Source organism: Bacillus sp. SSR7 (genome assembly GCF_055902415.1).
Genome location: NZ_JBVVXV010000001.1, coordinates 49,357 through 74,685, shown reverse-complemented (window position 1 = coordinate 74,685; position 25,329 = coordinate 49,357). Strand labels below are relative to the sequence as shown.

Sequence of the window (25,329 nt, the reverse complement as noted above, 5' to 3'; positions counted from 1 at the left end):
TTATTTTAATAAAAATCCTGTCGGAAACGGATCTGTAGGATCTAATAGAAACGTCTGCATCCCTGTAATAAATCCTCTACTTTCAAAACGGAAAATGTAACCCATTTCTTCCTTCTTCACTTTTTCAACAGTTATAAAGTTATTAAATATACTTTCATTTATAAAAGGGTTATCCGCTATATAATCATTTTTAAATAATGTATGAACAAAAGACACAATAGTAGAGACAAATCCTGGCGAACGTACGATAAAGTTATCTTCATGAAATGTAATCGACTTTATATGGTTCTTTTCTTTTTGCGTGGAATCTACTAAAATAAGTCTTTTTATAAGTGACTGTTTTTGTATAGCTTGAAGTGTAGCTTCTCCCCATCTTTTCAATTCTGAAATGTTTTCAATACGAATTTCTGGCGAATGCGCACCTTTTTCTACAACTGCGTATACTTTATCTGCCTGTATGAGAGAGTAACTTATATTACCAACTTGTAAATTTTTCTCAATCATATAACATAGTTTACTTTCAAACGAAACAGATACAACTTCATCATTCTCTACATACGCATAGACTGAGAATATGCCAGATAACGTTTCGATTTTGTATTGATTCGTCTCTCTCTTTTTTACATACCCGCTTTCTAGTAACATCGTTATGACTGCGACAATACCTCCGTAATGAAGAGGAATTGATCCTTCATGATTAAAAAATATTACAGCTGCATCGACTTCCGTATGAATAGAAGGAACGACGATACATCCATTTAAACCGATAAAACCACGCGGTTCATTTAATAAAAGCTTCATTTCTTCTGCTAATTCACCTGAAAATTGATCGTTTAATTGCTCTAAATTGTAGTAGTACTTACATGGTACATCTTTTATTACACGAAATGCCTCGCCATTTACGTGTACGTCTACTGCTGTATACATTTTTTGAATGTTCATTTTACATCCTCCGTTTCATGTTCCATCGGCGGAATTAGCAAAAAGCCTTCTTTAAGTGGATCCTTTTCATTGTAAAAAAATCTATGCATACCCATGAGCCAAGCTGAACCTGTAATTTTCGTTACGACCGCTTCAATATTTTCAACATTTGTCGTATTTATGACACACCCTTTAAATAAAGAACCAACGATACTCTCATGAACAAACTCTTCATTAATCTCTATTTTTTGATTTGCGTATAATACAGCTAACTTTGCTGATGTTCCTGTACCACATGGAGAACGATCGATTCCTCCTGGCGGAACGACAACTGTATTTTTTACATGAGCACTTTCATGAGTAGGATCTGTATAAAATTCAACATGGGTTAATCCTCTAATAAACGAATGCTCTGGATGAATGATTTCAAATTTCTCATTAATCGTATTTCTTATAAGGATCGCTTTATCGATGATTGTAGATGCGTTTTCTGGTACTAACTCTAACCCTACCGATTTCGCATCGATAATGGCATAAAAATTACCTCCATACGCAATATCAGACTCTACAGTTCCAATGTCTTCGACGTCTACAGTAATTTGTTTCAGTAAAAAAGCTGGTATGTTACAGAAAGAGACTTCTTTCGCTTTTCCATCTTGAACAAAAATATCCACTTCTACTAAGCCAGCTGGCGTGTCTAACTTTAACGAAGTAATCGGTTCAACTACCGGAATTAAACCTGATTCAATTAAAGCTGTACATACACCAATTGTATCGTGACCACACATCGGTAAATATCCACCTGTTTCTATGTAAATAACACCAATATCTGCTTCAGGATGACACGGATCTGTTAATAGTGCTCCTGACATTACATCATGACCACGCGGTTCATTCATTAACAATTTGCGAATCCAGTCATACTCCTTTTTCATATGTAACATCTTCTCTGCCATCGTCTCTCCTATTAACTTTGGAAGTCCGCTTATCAATGTCCTCGTTGGATTCCCGCCCGTATGTGTATCAATCGTCGTAAAGACTCTTTGTGACCTCATCCGTTTAACACCCTTTCTGTAAAACGACTCAAACGAAGTGGTTCAATTGGAATGATTGTTTCTTTTTCATTTAATAACTCTTCAATCACTTTTCCAGTAACCGCTGCAAGACTAATGCCATCCCCTTCATGCCCTGCTGCTATAAAGTAGTTCGGGATATGTTCCACACGTGAAATGATCGGCAAATGATCTTCTGTCCACGGGCGTAATCCGGCATAGGAACGAATCACCATCATATCCGCCATTTTTGGATAAAAACGTATCGCTCTGTTCGCAATACATTTAATAACCTCGTTGTTTATCTTCGTATGAAAACCTACAAACTCTCTACTACTACCAATTAAAAAATTTTGGCTTTCTGTCGGTTCAAACACAAGAGCTACCCCATATTTCTCAGTTAAAGCATCCACTTTTCGTTTTCCGCCAAATTTAGAAATTAAATAACCAAATTCCATTACTTTACGGCAACCAACGTGTTGTTGCCTTGAAGCTACAATAATATGTCCTTTTCTTGGTTCAATTGGGATATTTATATCCAACATTTCTCCGATTTTCGGAGCCCACACACCAGCTGCGTTCACCACTTGCTTCGCAGTAAACGTCCCGTTAGTTGTTTCTACAATAAAGGAACCGTTTATATCTCTTTTCATTTCTTTTACTTCCGTATGATTAAAAGCTTTCGTACCAAATTTCTTCGATTCTGCAAGAAGTGCAAAAGCAAGAAGATATGGATTTACAGTCGAATCTGTTGCGCATTCTAACCCGCCTAATAAATCATCTGCGAAAAATGGTGATTCTTCCCTTATATCTTTCCTATCAAGCATTCGAAACGGTAAGCCGGCTTCTTTTTGACGATTTACCCATTGCTGCGCTGCTTCCATCTCTTCATCCGACTCACATACGAGAATACTTCCTGGTGCCCTATATTCAAATGAGTGTTCTAACTCTTCGCTTAAACTAGTCACTAACTTTTGACTTACTAACGACATTTGACTATCGAATCCTGGGTCTTTATCAATAGCCAAAATATTCCCGTCACACCGTGAAGACGTCCCACTGACAAATTCTCCTTTTTCAATAATTGTTACGTCTCTTCCGTATTTTGATGTGTAATAAGCAATAGAACAGCCTATAATACCACCGCCTATTATTAAAACGTCACAGTGCCTCACGTAGCACCCCTCCCTTCTTTTTAATCCCTCACTTTCTTTATATGCAATTGACGTGCCAACTCTGCATATATACACTTTTTATAAATAATATTTTTATTTGTAAAAATATTTTAAATTTATCGTAAATAGATGTATTATTTTTTTATCACTGTCAAAATTTTTATACATAATAGGAGGACAATATGGCATTCTCATTTCCCACAATAAAAGAATTTCTAAAAATTTTATCCATTGATCATACATACTGCTTGCAACATATTGAGCAAATTAACGAAAAGTATTATTACCGCCCTTCTACTACAGAAGAATATAACTGCGCAGTAATATATGAAGATGACTCATTCACCGCTTTAATTGACGCGTTTTCCAATGAAATAGTCGTTATCATAATGAACGAAAATAAGGAGCCTATATGCTGTATAACGACTCAGCAAATTATTCCGTTTCTTGTTAAGTCGTACAACGAACTGCAATCTTTTTATAAAGCCGTAATACAAACAACGGATTCCTCCGTTACAGTCATCGATGATAAAGAACGCGTTTGCACCTGGACAGATGGCGCCGAAAAGATCTTTTCAGTCAAGCATAATGAAATTATCGGGCAACCTATCACTCGTTTTTTTGACTATAAAGATTTGGAAATTTTGCAATCACTACATGACGGAAAAAGTATAATCGCTCAGTTCCATCAACCTCGTCCAGATTTGTTCGTATTAATTAACTCAAATCCAGTTTATTGTAACGGTGAAATTATAGGAGCAGTCGTTTCAGAAACTGACGTTACAAATCAAGTCGCATTAAATGAAAAACTATTCAATATGTCACATGAAATGCACCGTTTAGAACAAGAAGTAGCAAAGTATAAAGATGAATCAGATCCTTTTCTTGCGATGAACGGAAAGAGCCCTGTTATACAAAGAACAATACAATTAGCTAGAAAGGTTTGCTCGGTGAAATCAACTGTTTTAATACTCGGCGAAAGTGGTGTTGGAAAAGAAGTATTTGCGAAAGCAATTCATGAAGCTAGTGAGGCAGCGAAGGCACCTTTTATTTCAATTAACTGTGGTGCTATTCCAGAGGCGTTATTTGAAAGCGAATTATTCGGGTATGAGCGCGGGGCGTTTTCTGGTGCAAATAGTAAAGGAAAAAAAGGGAAAATAGAGCTCGCCCAAGGCGGCACATTATTTCTTGATGAAATAGGAGAAATGCCGCTCGATATGCAAGTGAAGCTTTTGCGCGTACTACAAGAACGAAAATATTACCGAGTTGGTGGAGAAAAAGAGATTCATATTGACTTCCGTATTATCGCTGCTACCAATCGTGATTTACAAGAAGAAATGAGAAAAGGCACGTTCCGAGAAGATTTATACTATCGCCTAAATGTAGTTAGTTTGTATATTCCACCGCTGCGCGAAAGACGCGAAGATATTATTGAATTAACCTATTCTTTCCTAAACGATTTTTCAATCAACTATAACAGACCCATTCGCGACTTACCTTCAAGCATTATGCATGAACTGCTTCATTACAATTGGCCAGGTAATATTCGCGAGCTCCGTAACGTTATTGAAAGACTTGTCGTATTTGCGACTGACGGTATTATAAAGCAAGAATATTTACCATTTCATACAACTGAAACGTTAGACAATCATACGACTCATTCCCTATTACTCAGCAACAATCATACAATCCTCTCTTTGCAAGAAGAGATGGATGAACATGAGAAAAAAGTAATTGAGAGGGCATTACGTATTTTGAATGGAAATAAATTAGAATGCGCGAAACAGCTTGGTGTTACGAGAGCCACCTTATATAATCGTTTAAAAAAGCTTGGGTTACAATAAAATGAAACTTTAATCAACTGTCACCAATCGGGCTTTTATGGGCAGCCCGCCCCCACCTAACTTCTTTGCTTTCGCTGAATTTGGAGGTGGGGGTCTTACTTCCCTCCTCTATATTGGCATAGTTTTTGCATTATATAATTTGTGCAAACCGAACTAGAGGAGGAATTCATATGACGAATAAAGATCACTTAATTGTTTGTCGATGCGAAGAAGTTACATACGGTCAACTTCAATCGACAATTGCTGATTATAAATGCTCGGCAAGAGAATTAAAACTAAGAACACGTGCTGGCATGGGATTTTGCGGTGGCCGCACATGTAGAATGATGATAGATCGAATGATTGAAAATGCAAATCCAGGCGTAACTACAAATGCTATTCCATTGAAATATCAACCACCTGTACGAGCAGTTACTTTTGGATCGGTAGGTGAAGCTAAATGAGTAGAATTACACATCACCCTATTTTAGGGAGTTTACATAATCGTAATCGCATCACTTTTCAATTTAACGGTCAACAATATGAAGCATATGAACATGAAACGATTGCAGCCGCATTGCTTGCAAACGGAATAAGAACATTAAGAGTGCACGAAGATAGCGGGACACCACGAGGTATTTACTGTAATATTGGACATTGTTCTGAATGCCGCGTCACAGTAAACAATCGAGCAAACGTACGAGCATGCTTAACTGTTGTAGAAAACGATATGGTTGTTATTAGTGGCAAACAGCATCCAAATATCGTGAGAGAGATGGTGAAAAAGCGATGAATGATGTCATAATTATCGGAGCTGGACCAGCAGGTTTATCAGCGTCTATCTCTTGTGCTCGTTTTGGACTAAAAGTACTTGTTATTGATGAATTTATGAAGCCTGGCGGACGGTTGCTCGGACAATTACATCAAGAACCTACTGGAGAATGGTGGAATGGAATAAAAGAATCTAAACGACTTCATGAAAAAGCGAAATCACTTTCAGTCGATATTCGATGCGGCATTTCCGTCTATAATTTAGATAAAGATGAAAGTTCTTGGTTCGTTCATACGAATATCGGTACGTTAGAAGCACCTTTCGTTTTACTTGCTACTGGCGCTGCTGAGTACTCTATCCCTCTTCCTGGTTGGACACTTCCTGGGGTGATGTCAATTGGAGCAGCTCAAGTTATGACGAATGTACATCGTGTTCAAGTTGGGAAAAAAGGAATCATTATTGGTGCTAACATATTGTCATTTGCCATTTTGAATGAATTACAATTGGCAGGAATTAAAGTGGAACATATCGTACTTCCTGAAAAAAGTGAATTAAGTCAACAGGCTGGTAAACCAGAAGAAGTTTTAAATTCTCTCTTATACGCTGCACATCTTGCACCGTCACCTTTATTACGTATTGGTAGTCGATTGATGCAATATAATTGGGCGAAACAAGCTGGATTAAAGTTTTATCCTAATAACGGTATGAAAATAAACGGTACACCTCTTCATCTTCGAAAAGCAGCTCTTGAAATTATCGGGACAGATCAAGTTGAAGGTGTACGCATTGCTAATATTGATACGAAAGGAAACATCATCACTGGATCGGAACAAATATATGAGGCAGACTTCGTTTGTATTGCAGGTGGCTTATATCCTCTTGCTGAGCTGGCTGCTGTAGCTGGCTGTCCTTTCCGTTACATTCCGGAATTAGGCGGGCATGTTCCTCTCCATTCCGAAGCGATGGAAACCCCTCTTCCCGGTTTATTTGTAGCCGGCAATATAACTGGCATTGAAAGCGGGAAAATTGCAATGGCACAAGGAACTGTTGCTGGATATTCAATCGTAAAACAGGCAAATAAAAAATCCCATTCGGTGGAACAACAATTGCAACAAGCAATCCAACATGTACATGCCGTACGTCAACAAGCTGCCATTCAATTTAGCCAGGGTGTTGATGTCGGTAGACGGAAAATGAATGAAATTTGGCGTGATTATTCCCTTGCATATGCACATACTAAAAAGAGCTGCTGAGAATACTCTCAACAGCTCTTTTCCTACTCATCTGAGTTATTAAATTTCGCTAACGCGTAAATACCTTCTTCATCATCTAATTCAAGTTGTAATCTCGCCGCAAATGAATTGACGTTATATTCTCTGTCAAGTAATAAGCGTAGTGCTTCGATTAAGTTCGCTTGAATTAAAATTTGCTGGCGACCATTTACCTCTACTTCAGCAGAGAAACCGTAGTCATCGTCGTACATGAGTTCAACTAAAACTTCTTCTGGACCAACTTGTCTTTTTTCAGCGATATATACGCAAAGCGCATTGATCAGTTCTTGTTCAGAAATTTTTATCATTTCCATGCTACTTCATCTTCCTTTTTCTTGCGTTGTTCTTTGAAGTATTTAAATGCACGAACTGCTAACATTACGATACCAGCCATTACTAACATATTTACCATAAACGCTAATACAGAACCAAGAGCTCCCATATTTGCAAATAAGCTACCCATTAGTAAACCACCAAGACCACCTAGTAATAAACCTTTCATAAAGCTTCCTTTATTACTTTTTGGTGCTGTGTTTGTTGCTTTTGTTTTTGAATCTGGAGTCGTTTTTTGAGAATTTACATTTGAATCTTTTTTGTTTAAATCAACTTTTGATTTTTGACCTGAACTTGGTGTAAATGATTTTTTACCAGATTTGTAACTTTTCGCTGCCGCATGATCTACGAACATAAAGCTACTAGCCCCAAAGATAACCATGAATGCTGTCATTACTGCTACAAGTTTTTTCAACATATTATATCCATTCTCCTTTTATATAGATATATGTGAAATCTACCTTTCTAGTAAATTTAGAATGATAGATTTATTTTTAAGAACATTTAAAGGTTCTTATGAACTTATTATATGAACTTTTGTCGAAATATGCAAGTGTTATTTACTTCCGACAGTTTGGTGACAAAGGAAAAATTAAGCAAAACAGAATTGACTTTAAATGAAACAAAACATATTATAAGTTCATAAGAACTTTTTATTATTTATGGAGGTGAAAAGATGGAAACATTTCATCTCACACGAAACGAAATGGCTACCCTTCTTCTATCATTAAGAGGATGGAATACGAAAAAGCCTCTCGGTATTTTACAAGAAGCTTGGGCAAAGTCACATAAAAAAGATATTGAAAGCGGACAAAGCGTAACTGCTTTTATTACGACCGCACTTTCACCTATTTTTGAAAAACTAATTAAGATTGAAGATACGGACGTTGGTTTTTCATTAAATGAAATCGTTGCGCTTGGAAATCAAATTGAAAATACAAGTTTCTCAGTAACGGCCATGCAGAACTGGGTGAAACGAGATATAAAAGAAATGATTGGCTCTCCTCAAAAAGGAAAAAAATACTCAATTGAACAAGCAGCCTTACTATTCATTGTTGAAGATTTAAAAACAGCACTTGATTTTGAATCCATTCGTAAGCTATTACGCCTTATCGTAAATGACCCAGCCGATCGAAGTGATGACTTAATCAATCCTGTTCATTTATATGGAGCATACTCTTCTCTATTTGAAGAACTCAATCAAGGGAATTGCTTACAATTAAATGCAACAGATACAATCCATACAATTGAAAACATCGTAAAAGAAAGAGCTGATAAAATTGCAAGCAAGTTCGATCAGGTTAATAACGAACAACGTGAAGCAATTCGTAACGCCATTATTATCGCCACACTTTCTGTACATACCGCATATGTACAAATGTTAGCGAAACGTTACGTAACAGCAACTTTATTTTTACAAAATTTAGATGTGAAACCGTAAAAAAACAAGCATCCCCCTATCTTATATGTAGAACTGGGAGATGCTTGTTTTTTATATCAATATAAGATGCAAAAACCGTTTATATATAAATTTTCATTTTACAATTGCTCTTGATTATGTAATTATCATTACTAATCTATAATTCATTCAACAATTTTCATTTCGTGCTATTAAATTCCTATTAGATTTTCTCGATAAACTTAATTACATCATCGTTGTAATTGTATTTATCATTAATTTCTCGCAATAATTCAATATCGTGAGTATGAGTTTTTCCGGTCTCGAGCAATTCGCAATATAAATCAATATAAGGAAGATTTTTACTAATAGCGTTTTTTAATTCCTTTTCTACATCATAAGAAACTTTTTTAAATCTCACCTCCGCAATCCCTGCCTCATCAATTTCAAGAATTGCATACTGCGCACGTAAGTCAGAGTTTAGCATATTCCACTTGTAAAAAGGTTGTCCAACTGTTCCTGGGTTAATAATTAATTGATCATTGCTACTATAGCGTAACAATTGATGATGGGTATGAGCGTAAATCGCGATATCATATTCACGATCAAATAACCGATCAAACTGTTCCTGATTATTAGTGGGCCACAAATCTCCTCCGTAATTTTTATTTTGTAGATTATGACTAATACTGATTGATAAATCATTAACCTGTTTTGTTATCTGTAATGGTAAATTTTTAATATGCTTAATATAGTTTTTATCCAAGTTTTCACATTGATACTGAACTAATCTAGAAACATAAATATCAGTTGCGTTATGAATATCAATGTTTTTATTAAGAACGTCAAGAAAGCTATCTTCCCAGTTTCCTTGTACATAAGTATCAACGTTAATACTTTCTAACATTTCAAATAAATCATTTGATCCAGGACCAGGCATAATTAAATCTCCTAAAAACCAATAATCAGTCACATCTTCTTTCATAGAATCTTCGATAACTGCTTTTAAAGCAGTTGCATTTCCATGTACATCTGCCAGTAATGCAATTTTATGTTTCATTTATTTTATTCACTCTCCCTAATTCACGCTATATTCAGAATTAAATACACGTGCTTTTTTTCTTTCTAAACTGTGTCCTCTTTCTTAACTCTAAGCATTTCGTACACTTCCACTTGATTCTCTACATACGATTTTACTTTTTCAAATCCAGCTTTCTCATAACAACGAATCGCCCTCTTGTTATCTTCCCTAACTTGCAATAGAACAGCTTCTATATCAGGGTCTAAAAATGATTTACTAATAAAATACTTTGTAATCTCCGTTCCAAGCCCTTTTGAATATAAATTCGAAACGCCAATGAGAATAGAGTATTCCATCACATATATATCATCATATTTCGTCTTTTTTAATCCAACTCTACCTATTACTTCATCCTTCACTACTATTACATGATAACTTGCATGAGACCGCGACAATTTTTCTGTCCAGTACTGACGAAGCTCTTCGATTGTATATCGCTTAAATGGTTTTATATCCGCTATTTTATGTAATTCTTCATCGTTATACCATTCTAATATAACTGGTAAATCATCCATTTCTAAAAGGCGTTCTTTCCAATCCACATTTCCACCTCATCCATTTTATGTTTTCAAACCAATTAAATTGAATATGCATATTCTTTTTTAGGTAACCTTACTATCTCTCGAATAATAGGGGATTTTTCTACAATATCCTCTAGCTGCCCCTCACTATAGACGTAAATACCACCTACATATGAACTGTACGCCTTTTTCTCAGTTATTATTGCTAAATTATTATTCTCCCTCTTAAAATCACCCTCTAGCCCTTTTTGAAATGATAAACTTTTAGCACCTGAAAAATAAAGCTGAATTAACGCCACTAATTGTTTGTCCTCTGATTTTGCAAAGCACTGAATTTCATGTAAAATCATTTCATCTTGTAATGGAAGAAAGTCCTCTACTAATAAATCCTCTTCTTTATGAAAGAAATTTTGTAATTCAGGAGTATAGAACTTAAGGTTTTTCTCAGTTATCTTTTGAAAAATGGATTGCAACAATAAATCTTTTCCTATTACAAACGGATGACCAAAGCCATTATTATAAAGTCCTTCTTTCATTTTCATTAGTTGTTCGATCAAAGGGATTCCCGATTCTTCAATGACAAGTTTACCGTTTATAAAACGCATACTAGCTATCAGTTCTTCTATCTGTAATCCACCTATCTCAAGCGATGAATAATATAAATCCCTATTCCAAAAATCTAATTGATCCATTCCTAATGAATTAAACAAGAGCTCATCTATAATTGGAAAAACACCATCTTCTGTTAAAGCTTTCGTTACATCATCTAATAATCCGGCGGTCTGATTTAAAATCGTTCGTATTTCTTCATCCTCTTGAATGATTCGTATAGTCCACTCACCATGATCTTCACCTGATATTTGTTGAAAACAATGCGAATATGGGCCATGGCCGACATCGTGTAGGAGTGCTACAACAGATAATAATTCCCTCTCATATTCTGATAAATGAATATCACCAATATCCGTAAGATGTTCTATCATTTTATTTACAAGTACATATACACCTATTGAATGTTCTTTCCTCGTATGTATTGCGTTTTCGTGTAAATAATATGTATGTCCCTGCTGTTTAATATAAGCCAACCTTTGAAATGCTTTTGTATCTATCAATCGAAGGATATGTCTATCACAAATAGTAATTGTTCCATAAATCGGATCATTAAATTGCATGTATTCTCCTCCTGTTTTTATAAATTAAAAACTCATATAATTATACTTAATTTTCAGTTTACTTTCATTAATATATGAGAAATTTTTAATAAACTTTTCATTATCTCTTCATGAAAATTGAACTTATATGCTTTACTATAAATACTTATAAAGGACATAAAAGAATTGAAATAGCAATCCCCTATACAAATAAGGTATAATATACATATAGTGAACCTTTTACGTAGTTAAATAAAGGGGCATATATTCAAAAATACATAAACTAGAAGGTGCAACAATGGTAAGTAGTTTTATTCATTCAGTATTAACGTTTTTTGAAGGATTAGGTTATTGGGGCATTATGCTTGGTCTTATGATTGAGATTATCCCAAGTGAGATTGTCCTTGCTTATGCGGGATTCCTAGTATTCAATGGTAGTATCTCATTTGTAGGTGCAGTTGTATTTGGTACAATTGGCGGCGTTATTGCTCAAATCTTTATTTATTGGCTTGGACGATACGGTGGACGACCTATATTAGAACGTTACGGAAAATATATTTTCATTCATAAAAAACATATAGATGCAGCAGAAGATTGGTTTAATCGTTACGGAACTGGCGTCATTTTTACAGCACGCTTCATTCCAGTAGTGCGTCATGCGATTTCAATTCCTGCCGGTATTACAAAAATGTCATTCCTACGTTTCACTACATTAACAGCACTTGCAATCATCCCTTGGTCTATCATTTTCATTTATTTAGGTGAAAAACTAGGCGAGAATTGGGAAAACATTAACGATGTCGCTGGACCTTATGTGAAATCGTTCGCAATAGGTGGCGTCATACTTATTGTTTTATACTTCGTTATAAAAAAATGGACAAAAAAGCGTAAAAAATTTGCTTAAGATAATAATAAAAACCGCTAATAATTCATTACGGACTTTAGCGGTTTTTATTATAGATTTGATTATGTATTAAAAATTGTATTATTTCTTCTTTATGCTTTAAGTCATGCTGAATGAGTGAGGAAAAATAATGGTTTAGCCTCACTTTTTTAGTACCAAATTGATAGTCATTATAAAAATATTGGGTTGGAATTCGCTCAATTTGATCTATTAATTTTTTACGAGTAACACTAAATTGATCTAATATTTCTTCTTTTGAAATACCAGATCTCGCATATTTTATTGCTCCCTTATTCATTTCCTCAACATCTATTGGAACATTTGGTACAGATTGTCCACTTATAAAGTATGGAATTCTATGCATTATTAAAAACGTATCCCAAACGATAAAATGTGAAATCACATCTGCAATTCCCCACGAACCATTTTTAAATGATTGAAGCCACATATCATCACTTAATCCCTTCAATGTTTGACACCATTCTATTAAATTTAATTTTTCTTCCAAAATATTCTCTTTCTTCATTATTCAATCCTTTCTCGCACTTATAATTCATTCATATTAATATCTTCTAGAAATTGTATAAAAAGCCTTCATAATTATATGGATAAGCTACAATTCACTCATTCATTTCGTATATTATCTCAAAAAGGAGTGATTCGCCTATGCATTGGCAACAAAAAATACAATACTTAATCGGACGCCCTATCGGTATTTCCTTCATTAATGGGCAAGGAACCTCTGGTGTATTATGTTCAGCACATGATGGTCAATTGTATGTATATGAATACCTTTATCAAGCGCAGTTCGCAATGAAACATTATGATTTTAGACAAATTCAAGATATACATGCCTTTCCGAACTGCCCCCATCAAAATCCTCTATTCTAAAAAAAGGAACAGCTTATAGCCGTTCCTTTTTCTCCACACTTATTTTTCAGTATAAAAGTTTTGCACTGCTTCATCAAAGTAAATCCAGCCTTTCCAACCTAAATGAATTGTATCTTTTAAGAAATACTTATCATATTCATGGCCAGAAAAATCAACTACTGAGTATCCTGCTTTCTCAACTTGTTCCCGAACTTTTTTATAATACACTTCGCGGCGTTCTTTAGGGAAACCAGCGTAATCATACCACGGTCCATTTACAGGTACAGAAATAAATAGTGGCTTAACATTTTTCTCTTTAAATATATTTAAAACAATTTGTAAGTCATCATATTCTGGTGATTCTTCATATGATTCATTTGCTCTAAAGTTTTTTAAACCTTTTAATTTTTTCTTTAAATTATGTTTATAGTAATATGGATTTTCAATTCCGAATGTGTTTGTAGTAGATTCCGCTTTCCCTTCTTCTTCTGCATGTTTACGTGCATCTACCCAAGAAATTGAACGTAGTCCTACATTTGTTTTTTCTTTCATCGGCTCAATCTTAAATATGGAGTTAAATAAATCTCTATGATCTAAAATATTTCGATGCATATAAGCAAGTGGTTTAACTAAACCCGCTTTTATATTATGTTTCGTATCATTATATACAATACCTTCTAATGAATTTTTTAATATATCATCTTCTTGAACAACTTTATAATCTAAAAGTCGTTTCGCAATTTGCTTCTTCATTTCTGCATTTATTTTATCATTAAAAATAAAATGATATGCCTGTTGTTTGGAGAAATTGTTCGTAAAATCCCCTTGGGAAACCCCAGTCTTTGTAAACCATTGTGGCGATAAAACAAAGACTACTTTTTTACCTTCTAACTCATCCATAGTAGACGTCATATTTAATATATGAGCTAAACTTTGTGTACCGCCAATCCCGATTAAATATGGCGTAAAACCTGCAGGATTCACTTTGAAGTAATTAGATGGATGATATGCATCCATTCGTAAAAATTCAGATGAACCGTACATCGGTAAATACTGCGAATTCTCTAACATTTTCTGTTGCAAGAATACACTTTGTAATTTTTCTTTTTGTAAGGAAGTTGCCGCATCTTCTACCTTCTTATCACTAATAATTGATACTAAACTTTTCGATGGGATGAGTATGATAATGAAAAAAAGCACACACGCTAAAATTATCGGACCAAAAGCATGCTTCATTTTCATCGTCTCTTCCTCTTTCTCTCACAATTAAATTGTAACCCTTGTCTTTGACACGCCATCATTTCTCTCCTTTTTCTCTATACATGTTCCATTCTATTTATCTATTATATACATGTATGTATTTCTTTCCTTGTTCTATTAAGCCCTATATAACAACACAAGAAAATGTTTCCATAGAAACATGTTAATTATACAAGATTCTACATAAATTTCACACTGCAATTTTACTAATAATTTTATTTTTAAGACATGAAAAAATATATGAAATGTCCATAATCCATCAGGTGCTATATTGAATTCAAAATAAGATAAAAAATAAACCACTTAGACAAGTGTCCAAGTGGTTGGAAAGAGACGCTATAGCATCTCCTTTTTATTACTATCCTTTCAAATTCAGTATCATATGTAGTAGATAAGCCGAATTTAGAAAAAACTATTTGATATACATAGAATCAGGTACGGACATTAAATAATAGAAAAAGACTCCAATTATTCCACTAGTAAAAATAATAAATCCCATATTGCGTATGCCTTTAATTTTTGACTGTAAACCTATAAGCCCTAATAGTAGCCCAGTTAAAGAAAATAGGATCCAATATAACTCGGTTGGGACATCAAGATATCGACTACCCTCAACGCCCAGCCCCCCAAAAATATAGGGCAGTACGACAAAGGAAACACTGAGTAATCCCATAATACTCACGAGTAATTTATGATATTTGACCCCTGTTATTATTAAATAAATCCCACCCGCAAATCCGCATAATACGAGATAAGGTGTGTATAGTATCCAAAGAAGACTTAAGATGAGCATATGTAAGTTCCTCCTATTTTTTGGTCATTATAGTCTATTGATTTTCTGAATCTGCTACTAATTTTTCAAGATGACCGAGTGCTTCTTCTAAATCAAACGAGTTAAACAAACGATAATCTTGTTTATCTAAAATACGATAATGCTGACTAATTAAATTTTGTTGTAAACGAAAGTTCCCTTTTTCTTGAATCTGTTTCCACCATACTTTTCCTCCCAGTGTTTTCTGTTTGGTATTGCTCATGTTTTTATGTGCTAAAGTTGCAATGACTACTAATGGATCATCTCCTAGACTAGACTGTAAAACCTCGCTATCCCTAAACAATGCACAAATTGCTACGGTATTGGTCCACCCTGCATTTGTTCGTCCCTTCTCAATTTGAACGAGTGTTTTTTTTGAAATACCAAGAACTTCAGCCATTTTATCCTGTGTGTATCCTTTCTCCGTACGAATTAACTTTATTTTTGTTGATATGAGTTCGATTGTAAGCTCTTTATTCAATTCCTTAACCTCCGTAAGTAACTTTTGTTTTATTTAGTGTAATTTTACACCATATCTATTTTATTATCAACTTATTCTCTTTACGTTAGCTTTTGTCACTTCAATGTATTGAAACTAATTCTCATTTACGATTATCATCTTACTAATTATTCTTTTTACTCACATAAGCTCTATTGCATATTAAATGGATTTTTTTGCTACTTCTGACGCATATCCATTCCCCCAATATTTCGAATCAAGTAGATTATATCGCGAGCAATTTATATAACTTTACATAAGAAAAACAGACTACCACACACGTGGAGTCTGTTTTTTTCATCCTTTATTTTTGTACATCTGCCCACTTTAAACTTGTTGCTGGTCCAAATTGATGTACGTATAAATCTTTCACATACGGCTTTTGTAAGTAAGATAATCCACGCTGGAATACTGGCGCTATTACCGCATCATCCAGCAACATCTTTTCAGCATCTTGCAATGCTTTCCAACGAGTTTTTTCATCATTACCTAATTCTGTTTTAATCTTCTTAATTAACGCATCATATTCTGGATTTGCATATTCAGTATTGTTCACACTGCTTCCAGAAAGAAATACTTCTAAATATGTCATTGGGTCTGGATAATCTGGTAGCCAACGTGATAATGACATTTCATATTCTTTCTTCTTCTCTAGCGCTAGCTTTTGCGTATGTGGCTGTAATTTTACATTTACCTTTAAGCCTGGTAAGTTTTTCTCTAGCTGTTCTTTAATGTATTCTCCTACTTTCTTAAAGTTTTCTAAATCATAGTTTAATAACTCAAGCGTTACTTCATTTGTACCAGTCTCTTGCTTCGCCTTTTCCCAATATTCTTTCGCCTGTTTTACATCCGTTTTATTAAACTCACCTGCCGTACTTCTAAAATCTTTATTATCTGGACCTTTTAAAAATCCTTTTGGCACGTAATAGTTTGCAGCAACCGATCCATCATTTAAAAATGAAGTCGCAAGTCCTTTCTTATCAAACACTGTACTAAGCGCAAGCCTTGCATTTTTATTTTTAAGAATCGGTACATTTTCATTGAATCGGAAGAAGTACATAACCGGATCTGTATATTGTTTAAGCTCTTTATTATTTTTATATTTATCTACGAATTCAGTTGAAATGACAGCTCTATCAACTTTATCTGTTTCATATAAATTTACCGCAGTTGAAATTTCTTTAACAATTTGATAGTTTACTTCATCTAACTTCACATCTTTTTTATCCCAATACTTATCGTTTTTCTTCATTGTAAAGCTCGCTTCATGCTTCCAATCAGATAGTGTAAAAGGCCCATTATATACCGCTTTATTTGCTTCTAATCCGTATTTATCACCTTGTTCTTTCGCATATTTTTCGTTAATCGGATAGAACGATGGTAAAATAAGTAATTTTGTAAAATACGGTACAGGATGTTCTAACTCTACAACGAACGTTTTATCATCCTTCGCTTTCACTCCTAATTCCTCTAACCCTAGCTGTTTCTTATTTATTTTCTCCGCATTTTTCACATCGTATGCAATGTATGCATATTGAGAAGCAGTATCCGGATTAATAAGCTGCTTCCAAGCATATACGTAATCTTGCGCTGTTACTGGATCTCCGTTAGACCATTTCGCATCACGTAAGTGGAATGTATATGTTTTTCCATCTTTGCTCACTTCATATTTTTGTGCTCCAGCTTCAATCACTTCATCATTTTTCGATAAGCGGAATAATCCTTCCATTACGTTATTTAAAACGTTAAATGATACTGCATCTGTTACTTTCCCTGAATTCAATGACGGAATTTCACCCGTTTCTAGTAACTGTAATACTTTCTTCTCATCTTTTGGCTTTGTCGTTGTTTTTTCTTTTGCGCAACCAACTAAAATTGAAGAAACTAATAGAGTACTAACTAATGAGTAACGAACAACTTTTTTCATTAAAAAACCTCCCTCTATTTTTTAAGGTAAGTAACGACGCGCACCAGCGTATTCTTCTATATATCCTGGTGTATTTAGTGGTATAATCTCTACCGATCTTTCAGCTCTTGGTGAGTGAATCATATTTCCGTCACCAATATACATAGCAACGTGATGAACACTACCTTTCCCTTGATCATGTGCGAAGAAAATTAAATCTCCTTTTTGTAAATGTTCTTTATCAACTGCAACTCCATTTCTCGATTGCGGTCCAGAATCTCGCGGAATGGTAATACCGTGCGATTTATAAATTGTATGTGTAAATCCAGAGCAATCAAATCCGAAGCCACTTGTACCAGCCCATATATACGGTAATCCTAAAAACATTTTCCCTGTGTTTATTAAATCATCGGCTGCCGGAGTTGGAATATCATTTTCAGAACGGTAAACCGTTCCATCATTTTTTCGTAGCCAAGCTTTCTGTCCATTTGGTAACAACACGCGATATGAAATTGTATCTTCACTTAGTAACGGCAGTCGCGTATTATAGCTCACTTCAAGCGATTTATGTTTTTCAGAAGGATTTATATATAAAATTGCTGTCGGTTTCGTTACTAATACGAAAGGTTCATTTGTTTTATCTGCAAATTCTTGATTATAAGTTAACTGTTTTTCAGGCACCCACCCCGGGTAACCTTCCTCATTTCGTGGTGTTGGCTGACCATGGACTAACACTTTCACCCAGTCCCCTTTTTTATCCACAACTGTTACTTCTTGACCTAATAGCGCTTGCGTTTCTAATTTATTTGCATTTGTTAACCAAAGTTTCTCATCAAGCGTCATCGATTTCGTCCACTTCCACAAATCAACTGGATTTGTAGCGCTTGGTACATCAATTGGTCGTAATGAATCAGGCGTGGTCCAAAGTGTTGCGGCAGATACATCGATAAACGCTTTGCTATCTCGCTTCTCTTCAGCATGTGCTGATGTAAACGATGAAAATATAAATAAAGTTGTTAAAAATGCAGTTCCTACTTTTTTCATACATATCCCCCTTAAAAGATAGTTTACTAGTCTTTTCTCCTAAGATTTACTATTCACTGTCGATTGAAGGTTTACCTTTGACCCAGAATAAGTCATTCCTTCTGGTTCTTCCATTAACCAAAGCGGTGCATCGAGATCGAAGTAATGAATATTAGGATGTGCAGCTGCTAAATGGGCTACAGCACTAACGGAAAGTGAGGATTCCATCATACTTCCGACCATACATTTTACACCAGCTGTTTCTGCGATATCAGCAATACGCCACGCTTCACGTATACCACCGCATTTCATTAATTTTATATTGAGTAAGTCTGCATATCCTCCTTGAACGATTTTCAATGCATCGCTCGCTGAAAATATGCTTTCATCTGCCATAATAGGCGTTTGTACATGATTTTTGACGTACTTTAAACCATCCCAATCTTTCGCATGAACAGGTTGTTCAATAAATTCAATATTTAAATTACGATTTTCCATCTCTTTAATGATAGAAACTGCCTCTTTTGGATTCCACCCTTGATTTGCATCTAATCGTAACGTCGTATTTTTTGGTACGCTATTTCGAATCGCTTCAATACGTTCTAAGTCTAAAGGAGCAGATTTCCCCACTTTAATTTTTAAAGTTTGAAATCCTTTTTCTACATGTTGCTTTGCCTCTTTCGCCATAATGAACGGCTCATCTACACTTACGGTAATGTCTGTGTGAATTTCTTTTTTTCCACCTAATAATGCATAAAGTGGAACGTTATGATATTGACAATACACATCGTATAAAGCGATATCTACCGCCGCTTTTGCACTTGGATTTCCAATACAACTCATTTGAATGTGCTGTAGTAACTGCTGAAACTGAATGATATCTTGACCAATTAAACTTGAACGCATCGGCCCTAAAATTGCTTCTTCAATCCCGTTAGCGAAATCCCCCGTAATAACTGGTGTTGCAGCTGCAGCACCCTTGCCAACAATTCCTTCATCTGTATGAATATATACATCTATACTTTCTATTTCGGTGACAGTACGAAGCGCCGTTTTAAACGGTGTATGCAGATTTACACGTCTACGATTTACTTTTACATCGGTAATTTTCATTTTGTTCATCCTTTCGTTGTCTCGCAAAATGGAACCTTAATTCTCAATTATTTTTGGGCAATATTCTCCTCTTTTGCTTACTTTTCTTGTAGAAGGTTAATGGGAAATAAAAAAATCCAGCCATAAGAAGATTCTTACGGCTGGATTTTGTCTATGAATGTGTAGACAAAGCAGCGATTTGATTATATTTTTTCTGTGCATCTTTTAATGCTACAAGTAGTGCTTTTTGAGACGAACCGAAATAACGATCTTTTATTTCCATTACTAATTCTGGGTCATTAATATTTTTATGTAGAAATAAATATTTAACAAATTGAGATGTTAATGCAATTGTCGCTGAGCAATCTGCATCTACAATTTCCCCAGTCTCCTTAACAAGTACAAACGCTACAAAATAGCTTTTAAACTTTTCGGTAATGGGATTATTTTGAGGTGCTTTCGCATCCCCTACGACATAAATTGTATTTGAAGCGTACACAGCTCTCTTCCTTTCTAATACGGGATAACGGTTTTCTTAATAGTCGTATGAGTGATAAACTCAACATGGATTAAAAAATGTATCCGCTTACCTTGTATTATAGTACAATTGACAGAATTTTAACAACATTTATTTTCGTATATATTCCATAAGTATAAAAACAGCTCGAGCTCTTCATTTTTACAATATGTAATTGTTTCTTGTACCATGACATTCATACATGAAAAAACAGCTAGCTATTGCTAACTGTTCTATTACACTACTTCGGCAACACAAATATAGTTTCATTTGATTTAGAAAATTGATATTCTTTTCTCGCAAACTTTAAAATTTCTTCTTCATCGTCTGTTAAATTTTCTATGTTAGTCTTTAAAGAAGCCTCATCTTTCTTTAAAGAAACCAATTGTTTTTTTTGGTTCGTTATTGTATCTTTTTTTTCTACAATTACTTCTTGTTGTTTCGTTAAAATAAATTGAACGTACAAAGTAGCCGCCGCAATAAATATAAACATGAATATAAATCGCCTTAGTTTTTTCTTATTAATTGCTCGATTCTCATTAGACTGTGATAGTTGTTCTTGTATATTAGGAACATTTATTCGCTTGAGTTTCCTCATTATGAAATCCCCCTAACACATATATTTTCACTACCATCGGCATGATTTCTTATTAACTTTAATTCTATTCTTATAAAATAAGCTCCTTCACAAAAATATCTCACTAATTAACCAATTAAAGATAGCATTCGACGACATTTCTATATTTTTGTTGCATTTTTTTATGTATACTGCCATAAAATAGTAGTTTCTGTTATTCTTTTTCTACTATTGTAGAAGAGTTTTTTTACATACAAATTTCTCCTTGTTTTAACATGATTACAAGGAGAAAAAAATGCATTGTCGTACATTTGATAAAACCAGAATGACTATTTAAGAGCTTAATTTTAGAGCATCATAGATCATACCTATATACACTTAAAATAAGAAAAAAGCCCAAATTGGGCTTTTTTAATTTTGTAAATCAATATCATATTCCATACTTTTGGCCGTTTCTTCAGCAACCTCCACACCTAACAAATTTTTCACAATATGAAATGACATGTTAATCCCTGCTGAAATCCCTGCCGATGTAATGATGTGCCCTTCATCTACAAATTTCACATTCTCTATTACTTCTACATTCGGAAAATCTTTTTTGAAAGGTTGAATACTAGCCCAATGTGTTGTTGCTTTTACCCCTTCCAGTAAACCAGCTTTCGCAAGTAATAACGCTCCAGTACAAACTGAAGTCATTAGCTTTACTTCTTTCATTTGCTGACGAACCCAATTTATTATAATATCATTTTTCACTTCATTTTCCCGAACACCTTTGCCACCTGGAATGATTAGAATATCTACTGGTGGTAAATCTTCAATACTATAATCGGGCTTTACCTTTAATCCGTTTCTTGCTGTAATCATTTCTCCATTTTGACTAACTGTATAAACAGTAAATGGTTTTTCTTCATCCGCTTCGGTTACAGAAAAAACTTCAAATGGCCCTGCAAAGTCTAACACTTCTACATCATCAAATAAAAATATACCTACACTCCATTTATTCATCCTATGTTCACTTCCTAGTGCAAATAATGTAAAAGGTGCTCATATCCTTTTTCTAATGCAATATCATAGGCTGTTTTTCCATCATTTTTCTCAATCATCTTATTAGCTCCATTTTTAAGAAGCAATACAATAATTTCTTCATTCCCTAATAATGCTGCTTCGTGGAGACCCGTCCAACCACCACTTTGTATAACATTTACATCTGATCCTTTTTCAATTAAGAAAGCAACAAGTTCAATTTGCTTATTCGCTATTGCCGCTTGTAAAGGTGTATTTTCATTTTCGTTTTTTGCTCTAATATGTATATCTGCACCACTTTCTAAAAGGAAACTTGCTAGCTTTTTTTGTCCAAAATAAGCCGCTAAATGAAGTAGCGTCCACCCATCTTCACTAAATTCGTTAACTGCACTTGGATTCGTCTTTATAAACTCCACCACTTTTTCCTTATTACGACTTATAACAGCTTGTGTTATTGATTGTAAAATCTCCATAATAATCTCCCATCATCATTCAGAATATTTAATTACACTCTTCTATATGTTCTATTGATTATTATATTTTCCTCTTAAAATATCAGTTTACATAACAATATTATCTATCCTATTTCTATCTTTTATTTTAAATATTAAAATTTTCTGTTAAAATGGCGATAATCATGTTTTATAAGGAGGAGAAATTATGTTACAAGTAATGCCTTTAAATTGTGAAGACTATGATTTAATTACAGCTGCTGAGAAAATAATTGAAAAAAACTATAAATATGGCCGTCATCATATCGGTTCAGCCGTACGCACTAAAACAGGTAATATTTTTGCAGCAGTACATGTTGAAGCGAATGTTGGAAGAATAACAATATGTGGTGAAGCCATGGCAATAGGAAAATCTATTTCCGAAGGTGATCATGAATTTGATACTATTGTAGCAGTTGCACACCCACACCCTCATGAAGATATAGAAAAATGTTGGGTTGTTGCTCCATGTGGTATGTGTCGAGAATTAATAAGTGATTACGGAAAAAATACGAATGTTATACTCTCTTATAATGGTGAACTTGTAAAATGTAACGTAATGGAATTATTACCTGAAAAGTATACAAGTGAAGTAGAATAATCATTCCTGTTTTCCATTCATTAAATAATATTATTCCAATAAAAAAACAATCCATTTTAAAAGCGGATTGTTTTTTTATTTCTGTTTTTTGCAGTTTATTTTATTTTTCTATTTTCAATACCGATAGAATTACATTAATAAAAATGAAATTCAAATATGCAAGCAAGCCTCGCCCTGTATTTTTCATTTGAAAACCAAAATAGAATTTACCCTTACATTCAAAAAACATTAATATAAGATCTCTAAAATGAGGAATCTTATCACACCAATCTATAACAATTCTGTCTTCTTCCCTTGCCTGTTTCCTTTAGTACATATGATTTTAAAACTAGTGCTGTTAATGAATCCGTTAATGTTTTATATGATAAATTAGATAATGCTAATAGATCGTTCGTATATAACATTCTATGCTTCTCTAATAATAATAGTACTAATCGTTCAGACGGTTTTAATGCCTCATCACTTTCTAGTATAAAGTCGATATTTTTCATTTCTCTAATTATTACTCCTTATATAAAAAATACTTACACAACTAATTTAATATAAAAATAATACACAACAAAATCTGAAATATATTAAAATAATATTGTTTTGAAACACTATTATACTATAACATAGAAAAAGCATTTCCCGAAATAGGAAATCCTTTTTTATATTACATATATAATCCTTCCAAACTTACATTATATTTCGAATTCGTATCCGTTCAATTTCCTCTTAATTTTTTATGAGCATCCTTATGTATTTGTAATAAAGTGATACTTCACCTCATCAATCAAGCTTTAATTAGCCGTTGATTCCCCACCTAACTTCTTTGCTTTCGCTAAACTTTAAGTTTACGGGTTTACTACCGATAAATCCAGTTTTTCTAAAATGATTTAAACAGATAAAAACAGTTAGTCTATCATGCTCTACACATGAATGACTAACCGTTTTTCCAGTGTTTTGTTCTACATTAAATATTTCTTGCGATATGCGGCTTACTGTAATGACTTGTTCCACCGCCACCTACTACTACTTTACCGCCTTTTTCAAAAATTAATAATTTACTTGAACCATCTGCAAGAAGTACTGTTACTTCCGCATTATTACTTGTTGCTACATAAATTACATAACCACTTTTTGAAATACACGTTTCCCAATTCGCATCAAATTCTGATCTTACTACACGATTTGAATACACTTGATTCTCAATTCTATCTTGTTCTACGTTTTCCAAATTTATCCCCCTATTTCTCCAAAATAACATTTATAGAAAAATAACAGTTCTATTTAAAATAGTGACTGTCTCTAATATAAATAGCATATGTAGTTAATAGAAAGATGCTTGGACGATGAAAACGAAATTGCATGTAAGTAATATACAATTAAAACAAGGCAATCGATATTATGTCGATCGCCTTGTTTTCTTAGATAATTCTTTATTTTTCTTTTCGCACGGCTTCAAAAGTAAACATTTGATTAGCATTTGACGGTTCTTTTTCATAAACATAATCAGCAGAGCAAGTAATGTTAGAGAAACCCATACTTTCTAACAGAAGTTTAAACTCTTCTATTCCATACCATCGCAGTGCGAAGCGTTGTAGTTCTGTTTGTACTAACTGTCCTTTACTCCATTTTTCATATTTTAAATACGATAGAGTAACTTGGTTTAGCCAATCTATTTCAATTGATTTATTTTCTAATGTAATTCCGTCTCCGCTTGGCAAAGAAAAAGTCGATGTATGAATTTCCCCAGTCTTCCAGTCATGCGGTAGCATAATATCTACAATTAATCGTCCGCCTGGATTAAGATGTTCATAAAAACATTTCAATGCGTTTATCGAATCCGTACGATTTTCAATTAAACAAAAAGATCCAGTTGGAATTATAATTGCCTCATATTTATGTGGCAGTGAAAATTGTTGTAAGCTTCCTTCATATAATTTAGGATGTAAGCATCTCTCTTTACATCTTATGCGGCACGATTCTAGCATTTCAGGTGAATAATCTATCCCATCTACTGTAAAACCAGCTTCAAGAAGCGGGATGATGACACGTCCTGATCCTACTGCCGCTTCGAGAATTCTTCCACTACAATTTTTTAAACGTTCTTCGTAATACTCAATATCACCATTTAAAGAATAACCGACAGGCTTTGTGTAATCATAAAGTTCCGTGCAAAGTGTACTATAAAAACTAAACATTTATTTTCTCCTCCGTTTTTTACGTACGGAAGATTTCCATTCAACTAATCTTCCTGTACCTTTATTTTTA

At 34.1% G+C, this 25,329-nt stretch carries 30 protein-coding genes and 1 pseudogene; 8 read left to right on the top strand and 23 right to left on the bottom strand.

The window, feature by feature from the left end:
* Genes AC0NJG_RS00445 through AC0NJG_RS00435 form a run of 3 tightly spaced genes read right to left on the bottom strand, consistent with a single transcriptional unit; the run spans position 1 to position 3,148 of the window.
* Positions 1–942 (bottom strand): proline racemase family protein, encoded by a 942-nt coding sequence (locus AC0NJG_RS00445; RefSeq protein ID WP_474062746.1) that lies wholly within the window; start codon positions 940–942, stop codon positions 1–3.
* A complete protein-coding gene (locus AC0NJG_RS00440; RefSeq protein WP_277485271.1) occupies positions 939–1,976 on the bottom strand; it encodes a proline racemase family protein in 1,038 nt (345 codons plus the stop codon). Before AC0NJG_RS00440 ends, AC0NJG_RS00445 begins: the two co-directional genes overlap by 4 nt.
* Entirely contained in the window at positions 1,973–3,148 is a 1,176-nt protein-coding gene (locus AC0NJG_RS00435; RefSeq protein ID WP_061182930.1) for an NAD(P)/FAD-dependent oxidoreductase, read from the bottom strand. The genes AC0NJG_RS00440 and AC0NJG_RS00435 overlap by 4 nt, the downstream gene beginning before the upstream one ends.
* Positions 3,149–3,330: 182 nt before the next feature.
* Here AC0NJG_RS00435 and AC0NJG_RS00430 point away from each other — a divergent pair, with 182 nt between their 5' ends.
* The 4 genes from AC0NJG_RS00430 (at position 3,331) to AC0NJG_RS00415 (ending at position 6,996) form a co-directional block, all read left to right on the top strand.
* Positions 3,331–4,992 (top strand): sigma-54 interaction domain-containing protein, encoded by a 1,662-nt coding sequence (locus AC0NJG_RS00430; RefSeq protein ID WP_474062745.1) that lies wholly within the window; start codon positions 3,331–3,333, stop codon positions 4,990–4,992.
* Between the two features lie 170 nt (positions 4,993–5,162).
* On the top strand, positions 5,163–5,435 hold the full coding sequence (locus tag AC0NJG_RS00425) for a (2Fe-2S)-binding protein (RefSeq protein WP_087953433.1): 273 nt from the start codon (positions 5,163–5,165) through the stop codon (positions 5,433–5,435).
* Positions 5,432–5,764 carry a (2Fe-2S)-binding protein gene (locus tag AC0NJG_RS00420; RefSeq protein WP_474062744.1) on the top strand — a complete coding sequence of 111 codons (333 nt, stop codon included), beginning with the start codon at positions 5,432–5,434 and terminating at the stop codon, positions 5,762–5,764. Before AC0NJG_RS00425 ends, AC0NJG_RS00420 begins: the two co-directional genes overlap by 4 nt.
* Entirely contained in the window at positions 5,761–6,996 is a 1,236-nt protein-coding gene (locus AC0NJG_RS00415; protein ID WP_474062743.1) for an NAD(P)/FAD-dependent oxidoreductase, read from the top strand. The genes AC0NJG_RS00420 and AC0NJG_RS00415 overlap by 4 nt, the downstream gene beginning before the upstream one ends.
* Before the next feature lie 23 nt (positions 6,997–7,019).
* Here AC0NJG_RS00415 and AC0NJG_RS00410 read toward each other — a convergent pair whose 3' ends face one another.
* On the bottom strand, positions 7,020–7,328 hold the full coding sequence (locus tag AC0NJG_RS00410) for a YxcD family protein (protein WP_474062742.1): 309 nt from the start codon (positions 7,326–7,328) through the stop codon (positions 7,020–7,022).
* Complete coding sequence (locus AC0NJG_RS00405) at positions 7,319–7,765, bottom strand: hypothetical protein (RefSeq protein ID WP_474062741.1); 447 nt, start codon at positions 7,763–7,765, stop codon at positions 7,319–7,321. The genes AC0NJG_RS00410 and AC0NJG_RS00405 overlap by 10 nt, the downstream gene beginning before the upstream one ends.
* Before the next feature lie 258 nt (positions 7,766–8,023).
* On the opposite strand from AC0NJG_RS00405, the gene AC0NJG_RS00400 reads away from it, so the two are divergent.
* Positions 8,024–8,788: a DUF1836 domain-containing protein gene (locus AC0NJG_RS00400; RefSeq protein ID WP_000447235.1), complete on the top strand. Its 765-nt coding sequence runs from the start codon at positions 8,024–8,026 to the stop codon at positions 8,786–8,788.
* A gap of 181 nt (positions 8,789–8,969) precedes the next feature.
* Here AC0NJG_RS00400 and AC0NJG_RS00395 read toward each other — a convergent pair whose 3' ends face one another.
* From AC0NJG_RS00395 to AC0NJG_RS00385, 3 genes are all read right to left on the bottom strand, one after another.
* The gene (locus AC0NJG_RS00395; protein ID WP_143881212.1) at positions 8,970–9,806 is read right to left on the bottom strand and encodes a metallophosphoesterase family protein; all 837 of its coding nucleotides are present in this window, start codon (positions 9,804–9,806) and stop codon (positions 8,970–8,972) included.
* A gap of 65 nt (positions 9,807–9,871) precedes the next feature.
* Positions 9,872–10,369 carry a GNAT family N-acetyltransferase gene (locus tag AC0NJG_RS00390; protein WP_088328242.1) on the bottom strand — a complete coding sequence of 166 codons (498 nt, stop codon included), beginning with the start codon at positions 10,367–10,369 and terminating at the stop codon, positions 9,872–9,874.
* Between the two features lie 35 nt (positions 10,370–10,404).
* Positions 10,405–11,520: an HD domain-containing protein gene (locus AC0NJG_RS00385; protein ID WP_087997236.1), complete on the bottom strand. Its 1,116-nt coding sequence runs from the start codon at positions 11,518–11,520 to the stop codon at positions 10,405–10,407.
* Between the two features lie 277 nt (positions 11,521–11,797).
* On the opposite strand from AC0NJG_RS00385, the gene uptA reads away from it, so the two are divergent.
* Positions 11,798–12,403: an undecaprenyl phosphate transporter UptA gene (gene uptA / locus AC0NJG_RS00380; RefSeq protein WP_087997235.1), complete on the top strand. Its 606-nt coding sequence runs from the start codon at positions 11,798–11,800 to the stop codon at positions 12,401–12,403.
* A gap of 37 nt (positions 12,404–12,440) precedes the next feature.
* On the opposite strand, the gene AC0NJG_RS00375 is transcribed toward uptA, so the two are convergent.
* Positions 12,441–12,929, bottom strand: coding sequence for a DinB family protein (locus AC0NJG_RS00375; RefSeq protein WP_087997234.1), 489 nt, complete (start codon positions 12,927–12,929; stop codon positions 12,441–12,443).
* A 140-nt stretch (positions 12,930–13,069) separates the two neighbouring features.
* Between AC0NJG_RS00375 and AC0NJG_RS00370 the strand changes: the two genes are divergently transcribed.
* Positions 13,070–13,294: a hypothetical protein gene (locus AC0NJG_RS00370; RefSeq protein WP_087953427.1), complete on the top strand. Its 225-nt coding sequence runs from the start codon at positions 13,070–13,072 to the stop codon at positions 13,292–13,294.
* 39 nt (positions 13,295–13,333) lie between these two features.
* Here AC0NJG_RS00370 and dltD read toward each other — a convergent pair whose 3' ends face one another.
* The 11 genes and pseudogenes from dltD to AC0NJG_RS00315 form a co-directional block, all read right to left on the bottom strand.
* Positions 13,334–14,515: a D-alanyl-lipoteichoic acid biosynthesis protein DltD gene (gene dltD, locus AC0NJG_RS00365; protein ID WP_087953426.1), complete on the bottom strand. Its 1,182-nt coding sequence runs from the start codon at positions 14,513–14,515 to the stop codon at positions 13,334–13,336.
* Positions 14,516–14,945: 430 nt separating this feature from the next.
* A complete protein-coding gene (locus AC0NJG_RS00360) occupies positions 14,946–15,326 on the bottom strand; it encodes an ammonia permease (protein WP_474062740.1) in 381 nt (126 codons plus the stop codon).
* Positions 15,327–15,360: 34 nt separating this feature from the next.
* Entirely contained in the window at positions 15,361–15,825 is a 465-nt protein-coding gene (locus tag AC0NJG_RS00355; RefSeq protein WP_087953424.1) for a helix-turn-helix transcriptional regulator, read from the bottom strand.
* 162 nt (positions 15,826–15,987) lie between these two features.
* Positions 15,988–16,068 (bottom strand): annotated as a pseudogene (locus AC0NJG_RS00350) (GNAT family N-acetyltransferase); the annotation flags it as partial.
* A gap of 79 nt (positions 16,069–16,147) precedes the next feature.
* Positions 16,148–17,770: a peptide ABC transporter substrate-binding protein gene (locus AC0NJG_RS00345; RefSeq protein ID WP_087953423.1), complete on the bottom strand. Its 1,623-nt coding sequence runs from the start codon at positions 17,768–17,770 to the stop codon at positions 16,148–16,150.
* Positions 17,771–17,791: 21 nt separating this feature from the next.
* On the bottom strand, positions 17,792–18,793 hold the full coding sequence (locus tag AC0NJG_RS00340) for a C40 family peptidase (protein ID WP_087953422.1): 1,002 nt from the start codon (positions 18,791–18,793) through the stop codon (positions 17,792–17,794).
* A 39-nt stretch (positions 18,794–18,832) separates the two neighbouring features.
* Entirely contained in the window at positions 18,833–19,894 is a 1,062-nt protein-coding gene (locus tag AC0NJG_RS00335) for a dipeptide epimerase (RefSeq protein WP_140168762.1), read from the bottom strand.
* 142 nt (positions 19,895–20,036) lie between these two features.
* Positions 20,037–20,363: a DUF3870 domain-containing protein gene (locus AC0NJG_RS00330; RefSeq protein ID WP_000271328.1), complete on the bottom strand. Its 327-nt coding sequence runs from the start codon at positions 20,361–20,363 to the stop codon at positions 20,037–20,039.
* Between the two features lie 259 nt (positions 20,364–20,622).
* Complete coding sequence (locus tag AC0NJG_RS00325; protein ID WP_087953420.1) at positions 20,623–20,979, bottom strand: FtsB family cell division protein; 357 nt, start codon at positions 20,977–20,979, stop codon at positions 20,623–20,625.
* Between the two features lie 390 nt (positions 20,980–21,369).
* Complete coding sequence (locus AC0NJG_RS00320; RefSeq protein WP_088328237.1) at positions 21,370–21,963, bottom strand: DJ-1/PfpI family protein; 594 nt, start codon at positions 21,961–21,963, stop codon at positions 21,370–21,372.
* A gap of 14 nt (positions 21,964–21,977) precedes the next feature.
* Positions 21,978–22,454 carry an ankyrin repeat domain-containing protein gene (locus AC0NJG_RS00315; RefSeq protein ID WP_474062739.1) on the bottom strand — a complete coding sequence of 159 codons (477 nt, stop codon included), beginning with the start codon at positions 22,452–22,454 and terminating at the stop codon, positions 21,978–21,980.
* A 187-nt stretch (positions 22,455–22,641) separates the two neighbouring features.
* Between AC0NJG_RS00315 and AC0NJG_RS00310 the strand changes: the two genes are divergently transcribed.
* On the top strand, positions 22,642–23,073 hold the full coding sequence (locus tag AC0NJG_RS00310; protein ID WP_474062738.1) for a cytidine deaminase: 432 nt from the start codon (positions 22,642–22,644) through the stop codon (positions 23,071–23,073).
* Positions 23,074–23,333: 260 nt separating this feature from the next.
* Here AC0NJG_RS00310 and AC0NJG_RS00305 read toward each other — a convergent pair whose 3' ends face one another.
* The 3 genes from AC0NJG_RS00305 to AC0NJG_RS00295 all read right to left on the bottom strand — a co-directional run bounded on the left by AC0NJG_RS00305 (position 23,334) and on the right by AC0NJG_RS00295 (position 25,259).
* Positions 23,334–23,564, bottom strand: a complete 231-nt coding sequence (locus AC0NJG_RS00305) for a hypothetical protein (RefSeq protein ID WP_000789031.1) — start codon at positions 23,562–23,564, stop codon at positions 23,334–23,336.
* A 464-nt stretch (positions 23,565–24,028) separates the two neighbouring features.
* Positions 24,029–24,292: a hypothetical protein gene (locus AC0NJG_RS00300; RefSeq protein WP_000432426.1), complete on the bottom strand. Its 264-nt coding sequence runs from the start codon at positions 24,290–24,292 to the stop codon at positions 24,029–24,031.
* Between the two features lie 202 nt (positions 24,293–24,494).
* Complete coding sequence (locus AC0NJG_RS00295) at positions 24,495–25,259, bottom strand: class I SAM-dependent methyltransferase (protein ID WP_087997225.1); 765 nt, start codon at positions 25,257–25,259, stop codon at positions 24,495–24,497.
* Between the last annotated feature and the right edge of the window lie 70 nt (positions 25,260–25,329).

What these genes read in the sequence shown, in the direction of transcription:
- AC0NJG_RS00315 (WP_474062739.1), bottom strand. Translation starts at nt 22,454, where the DNA reads ATGGAGATTTTACAATCAATAACACAAGCTGTTATAAGTCGTAATAAG.
- AC0NJG_RS00420 (WP_474062744.1), top strand. Translation starts at nt 5,432, where the DNA reads ATGAGTAGAATTACACATCACCCTATTTTAGGGAGTTTACATAATCGT.
- AC0NJG_RS00335 (WP_140168762.1), bottom strand. Translation starts at nt 19,894, where the DNA reads ATGAACAAAATGAAAATTACCGATGTAAAAGTAAATCGTAGACGTGTA.
- AC0NJG_RS00340 (WP_087953422.1), bottom strand. Translation starts at nt 18,793, where the DNA reads ATGAAAAAAGTAGGAACTGCATTTTTAACAACTTTATTTATATTTTCA.
- AC0NJG_RS00375 (WP_087997234.1), bottom strand. Translation starts at nt 12,929, where the DNA reads ATGAAGAAAGAGAATATTTTGGAAGAAAAATTAAATTTAATAGAATGG.
- uptA (WP_087997235.1), top strand. Translation starts at nt 11,798, where the DNA reads ATGGTAAGTAGTTTTATTCATTCAGTATTAACGTTTTTTGAAGGATTA.
- AC0NJG_RS00345 (WP_087953423.1), bottom strand. Translation starts at nt 17,770, where the DNA reads ATGAAAAAAGTTGTTCGTTACTCATTAGTTAGTACTCTATTAGTTTCT.
- AC0NJG_RS00370 (WP_087953427.1), top strand. Translation starts at nt 13,070, where the DNA reads ATGCATTGGCAACAAAAAATACAATACTTAATCGGACGCCCTATCGGT.
- AC0NJG_RS00440 (WP_277485271.1), bottom strand. Translation starts at nt 1,976, where the DNA reads ATGAGGTCACAAAGAGTCTTTACGACGATTGATACACATACGGGCGGG.
- AC0NJG_RS00320 (WP_088328237.1), bottom strand. Translation starts at nt 21,963, where the DNA reads ATGAATAAATGGAGTGTAGGTATATTTTTATTTGATGATGTAGAAGTG.
- dltD (WP_087953426.1), bottom strand. Translation starts at nt 14,515, where the DNA reads ATGAAAATGAAGCATGCTTTTGGTCCGATAATTTTAGCGTGTGTGCTT.
- AC0NJG_RS00425 (WP_087953433.1), top strand. Translation starts at nt 5,163, where the DNA reads ATGACGAATAAAGATCACTTAATTGTTTGTCGATGCGAAGAAGTTACA.
- AC0NJG_RS00430 (WP_474062745.1), top strand. Translation starts at nt 3,331, where the DNA reads ATGGCATTCTCATTTCCCACAATAAAAGAATTTCTAAAAATTTTATCC.
- AC0NJG_RS00400 (WP_000447235.1), top strand. Translation starts at nt 8,024, where the DNA reads ATGGAAACATTTCATCTCACACGAAACGAAATGGCTACCCTTCTTCTA.
- AC0NJG_RS00415 (WP_474062743.1), top strand. Translation starts at nt 5,761, where the DNA reads ATGAATGATGTCATAATTATCGGAGCTGGACCAGCAGGTTTATCAGCG.
- AC0NJG_RS00310 (WP_474062738.1), top strand. Translation starts at nt 22,642, where the DNA reads ATGTTACAAGTAATGCCTTTAAATTGTGAAGACTATGATTTAATTACA.
- AC0NJG_RS00360 (WP_474062740.1), bottom strand. Translation starts at nt 15,326, where the DNA reads ATGCTCATCTTAAGTCTTCTTTGGATACTATACACACCTTATCTCGTA.
- AC0NJG_RS00305 (WP_000789031.1), bottom strand. Translation starts at nt 23,564, where the DNA reads ATGAAAAATATCGACTTTATACTAGAAAGTGATGAGGCATTAAAACCG.
- AC0NJG_RS00385 (WP_087997236.1), bottom strand. Translation starts at nt 11,520, where the DNA reads ATGCAATTTAATGATCCGATTTATGGAACAATTACTATTTGTGATAGA.
- AC0NJG_RS00445 (WP_474062746.1), bottom strand. Translation starts at nt 942, where the DNA reads ATGAACATTCAAAAAATGTATACAGCAGTAGACGTACACGTAAATGGC.
- AC0NJG_RS00325 (WP_087953420.1), bottom strand. Translation starts at nt 20,979, where the DNA reads ATGAGGAAACTCAAGCGAATAAATGTTCCTAATATACAAGAACAACTA.
- AC0NJG_RS00410 (WP_474062742.1), bottom strand. Translation starts at nt 7,328, where the DNA reads ATGGAAATGATAAAAATTTCTGAACAAGAACTGATCAATGCGCTTTGC.
- AC0NJG_RS00295 (WP_087997225.1), bottom strand. Translation starts at nt 25,259, where the DNA reads ATGTTTAGTTTTTATAGTACACTTTGCACGGAACTTTATGATTACACA.
- AC0NJG_RS00395 (WP_143881212.1), bottom strand. Translation starts at nt 9,806, where the DNA reads ATGAAACATAAAATTGCATTACTGGCAGATGTACATGGAAATGCAACT.
- AC0NJG_RS00405 (WP_474062741.1), bottom strand. Translation starts at nt 7,765, where the DNA reads ATGTTGAAAAAACTTGTAGCAGTAATGACAGCATTCATGGTTATCTTT.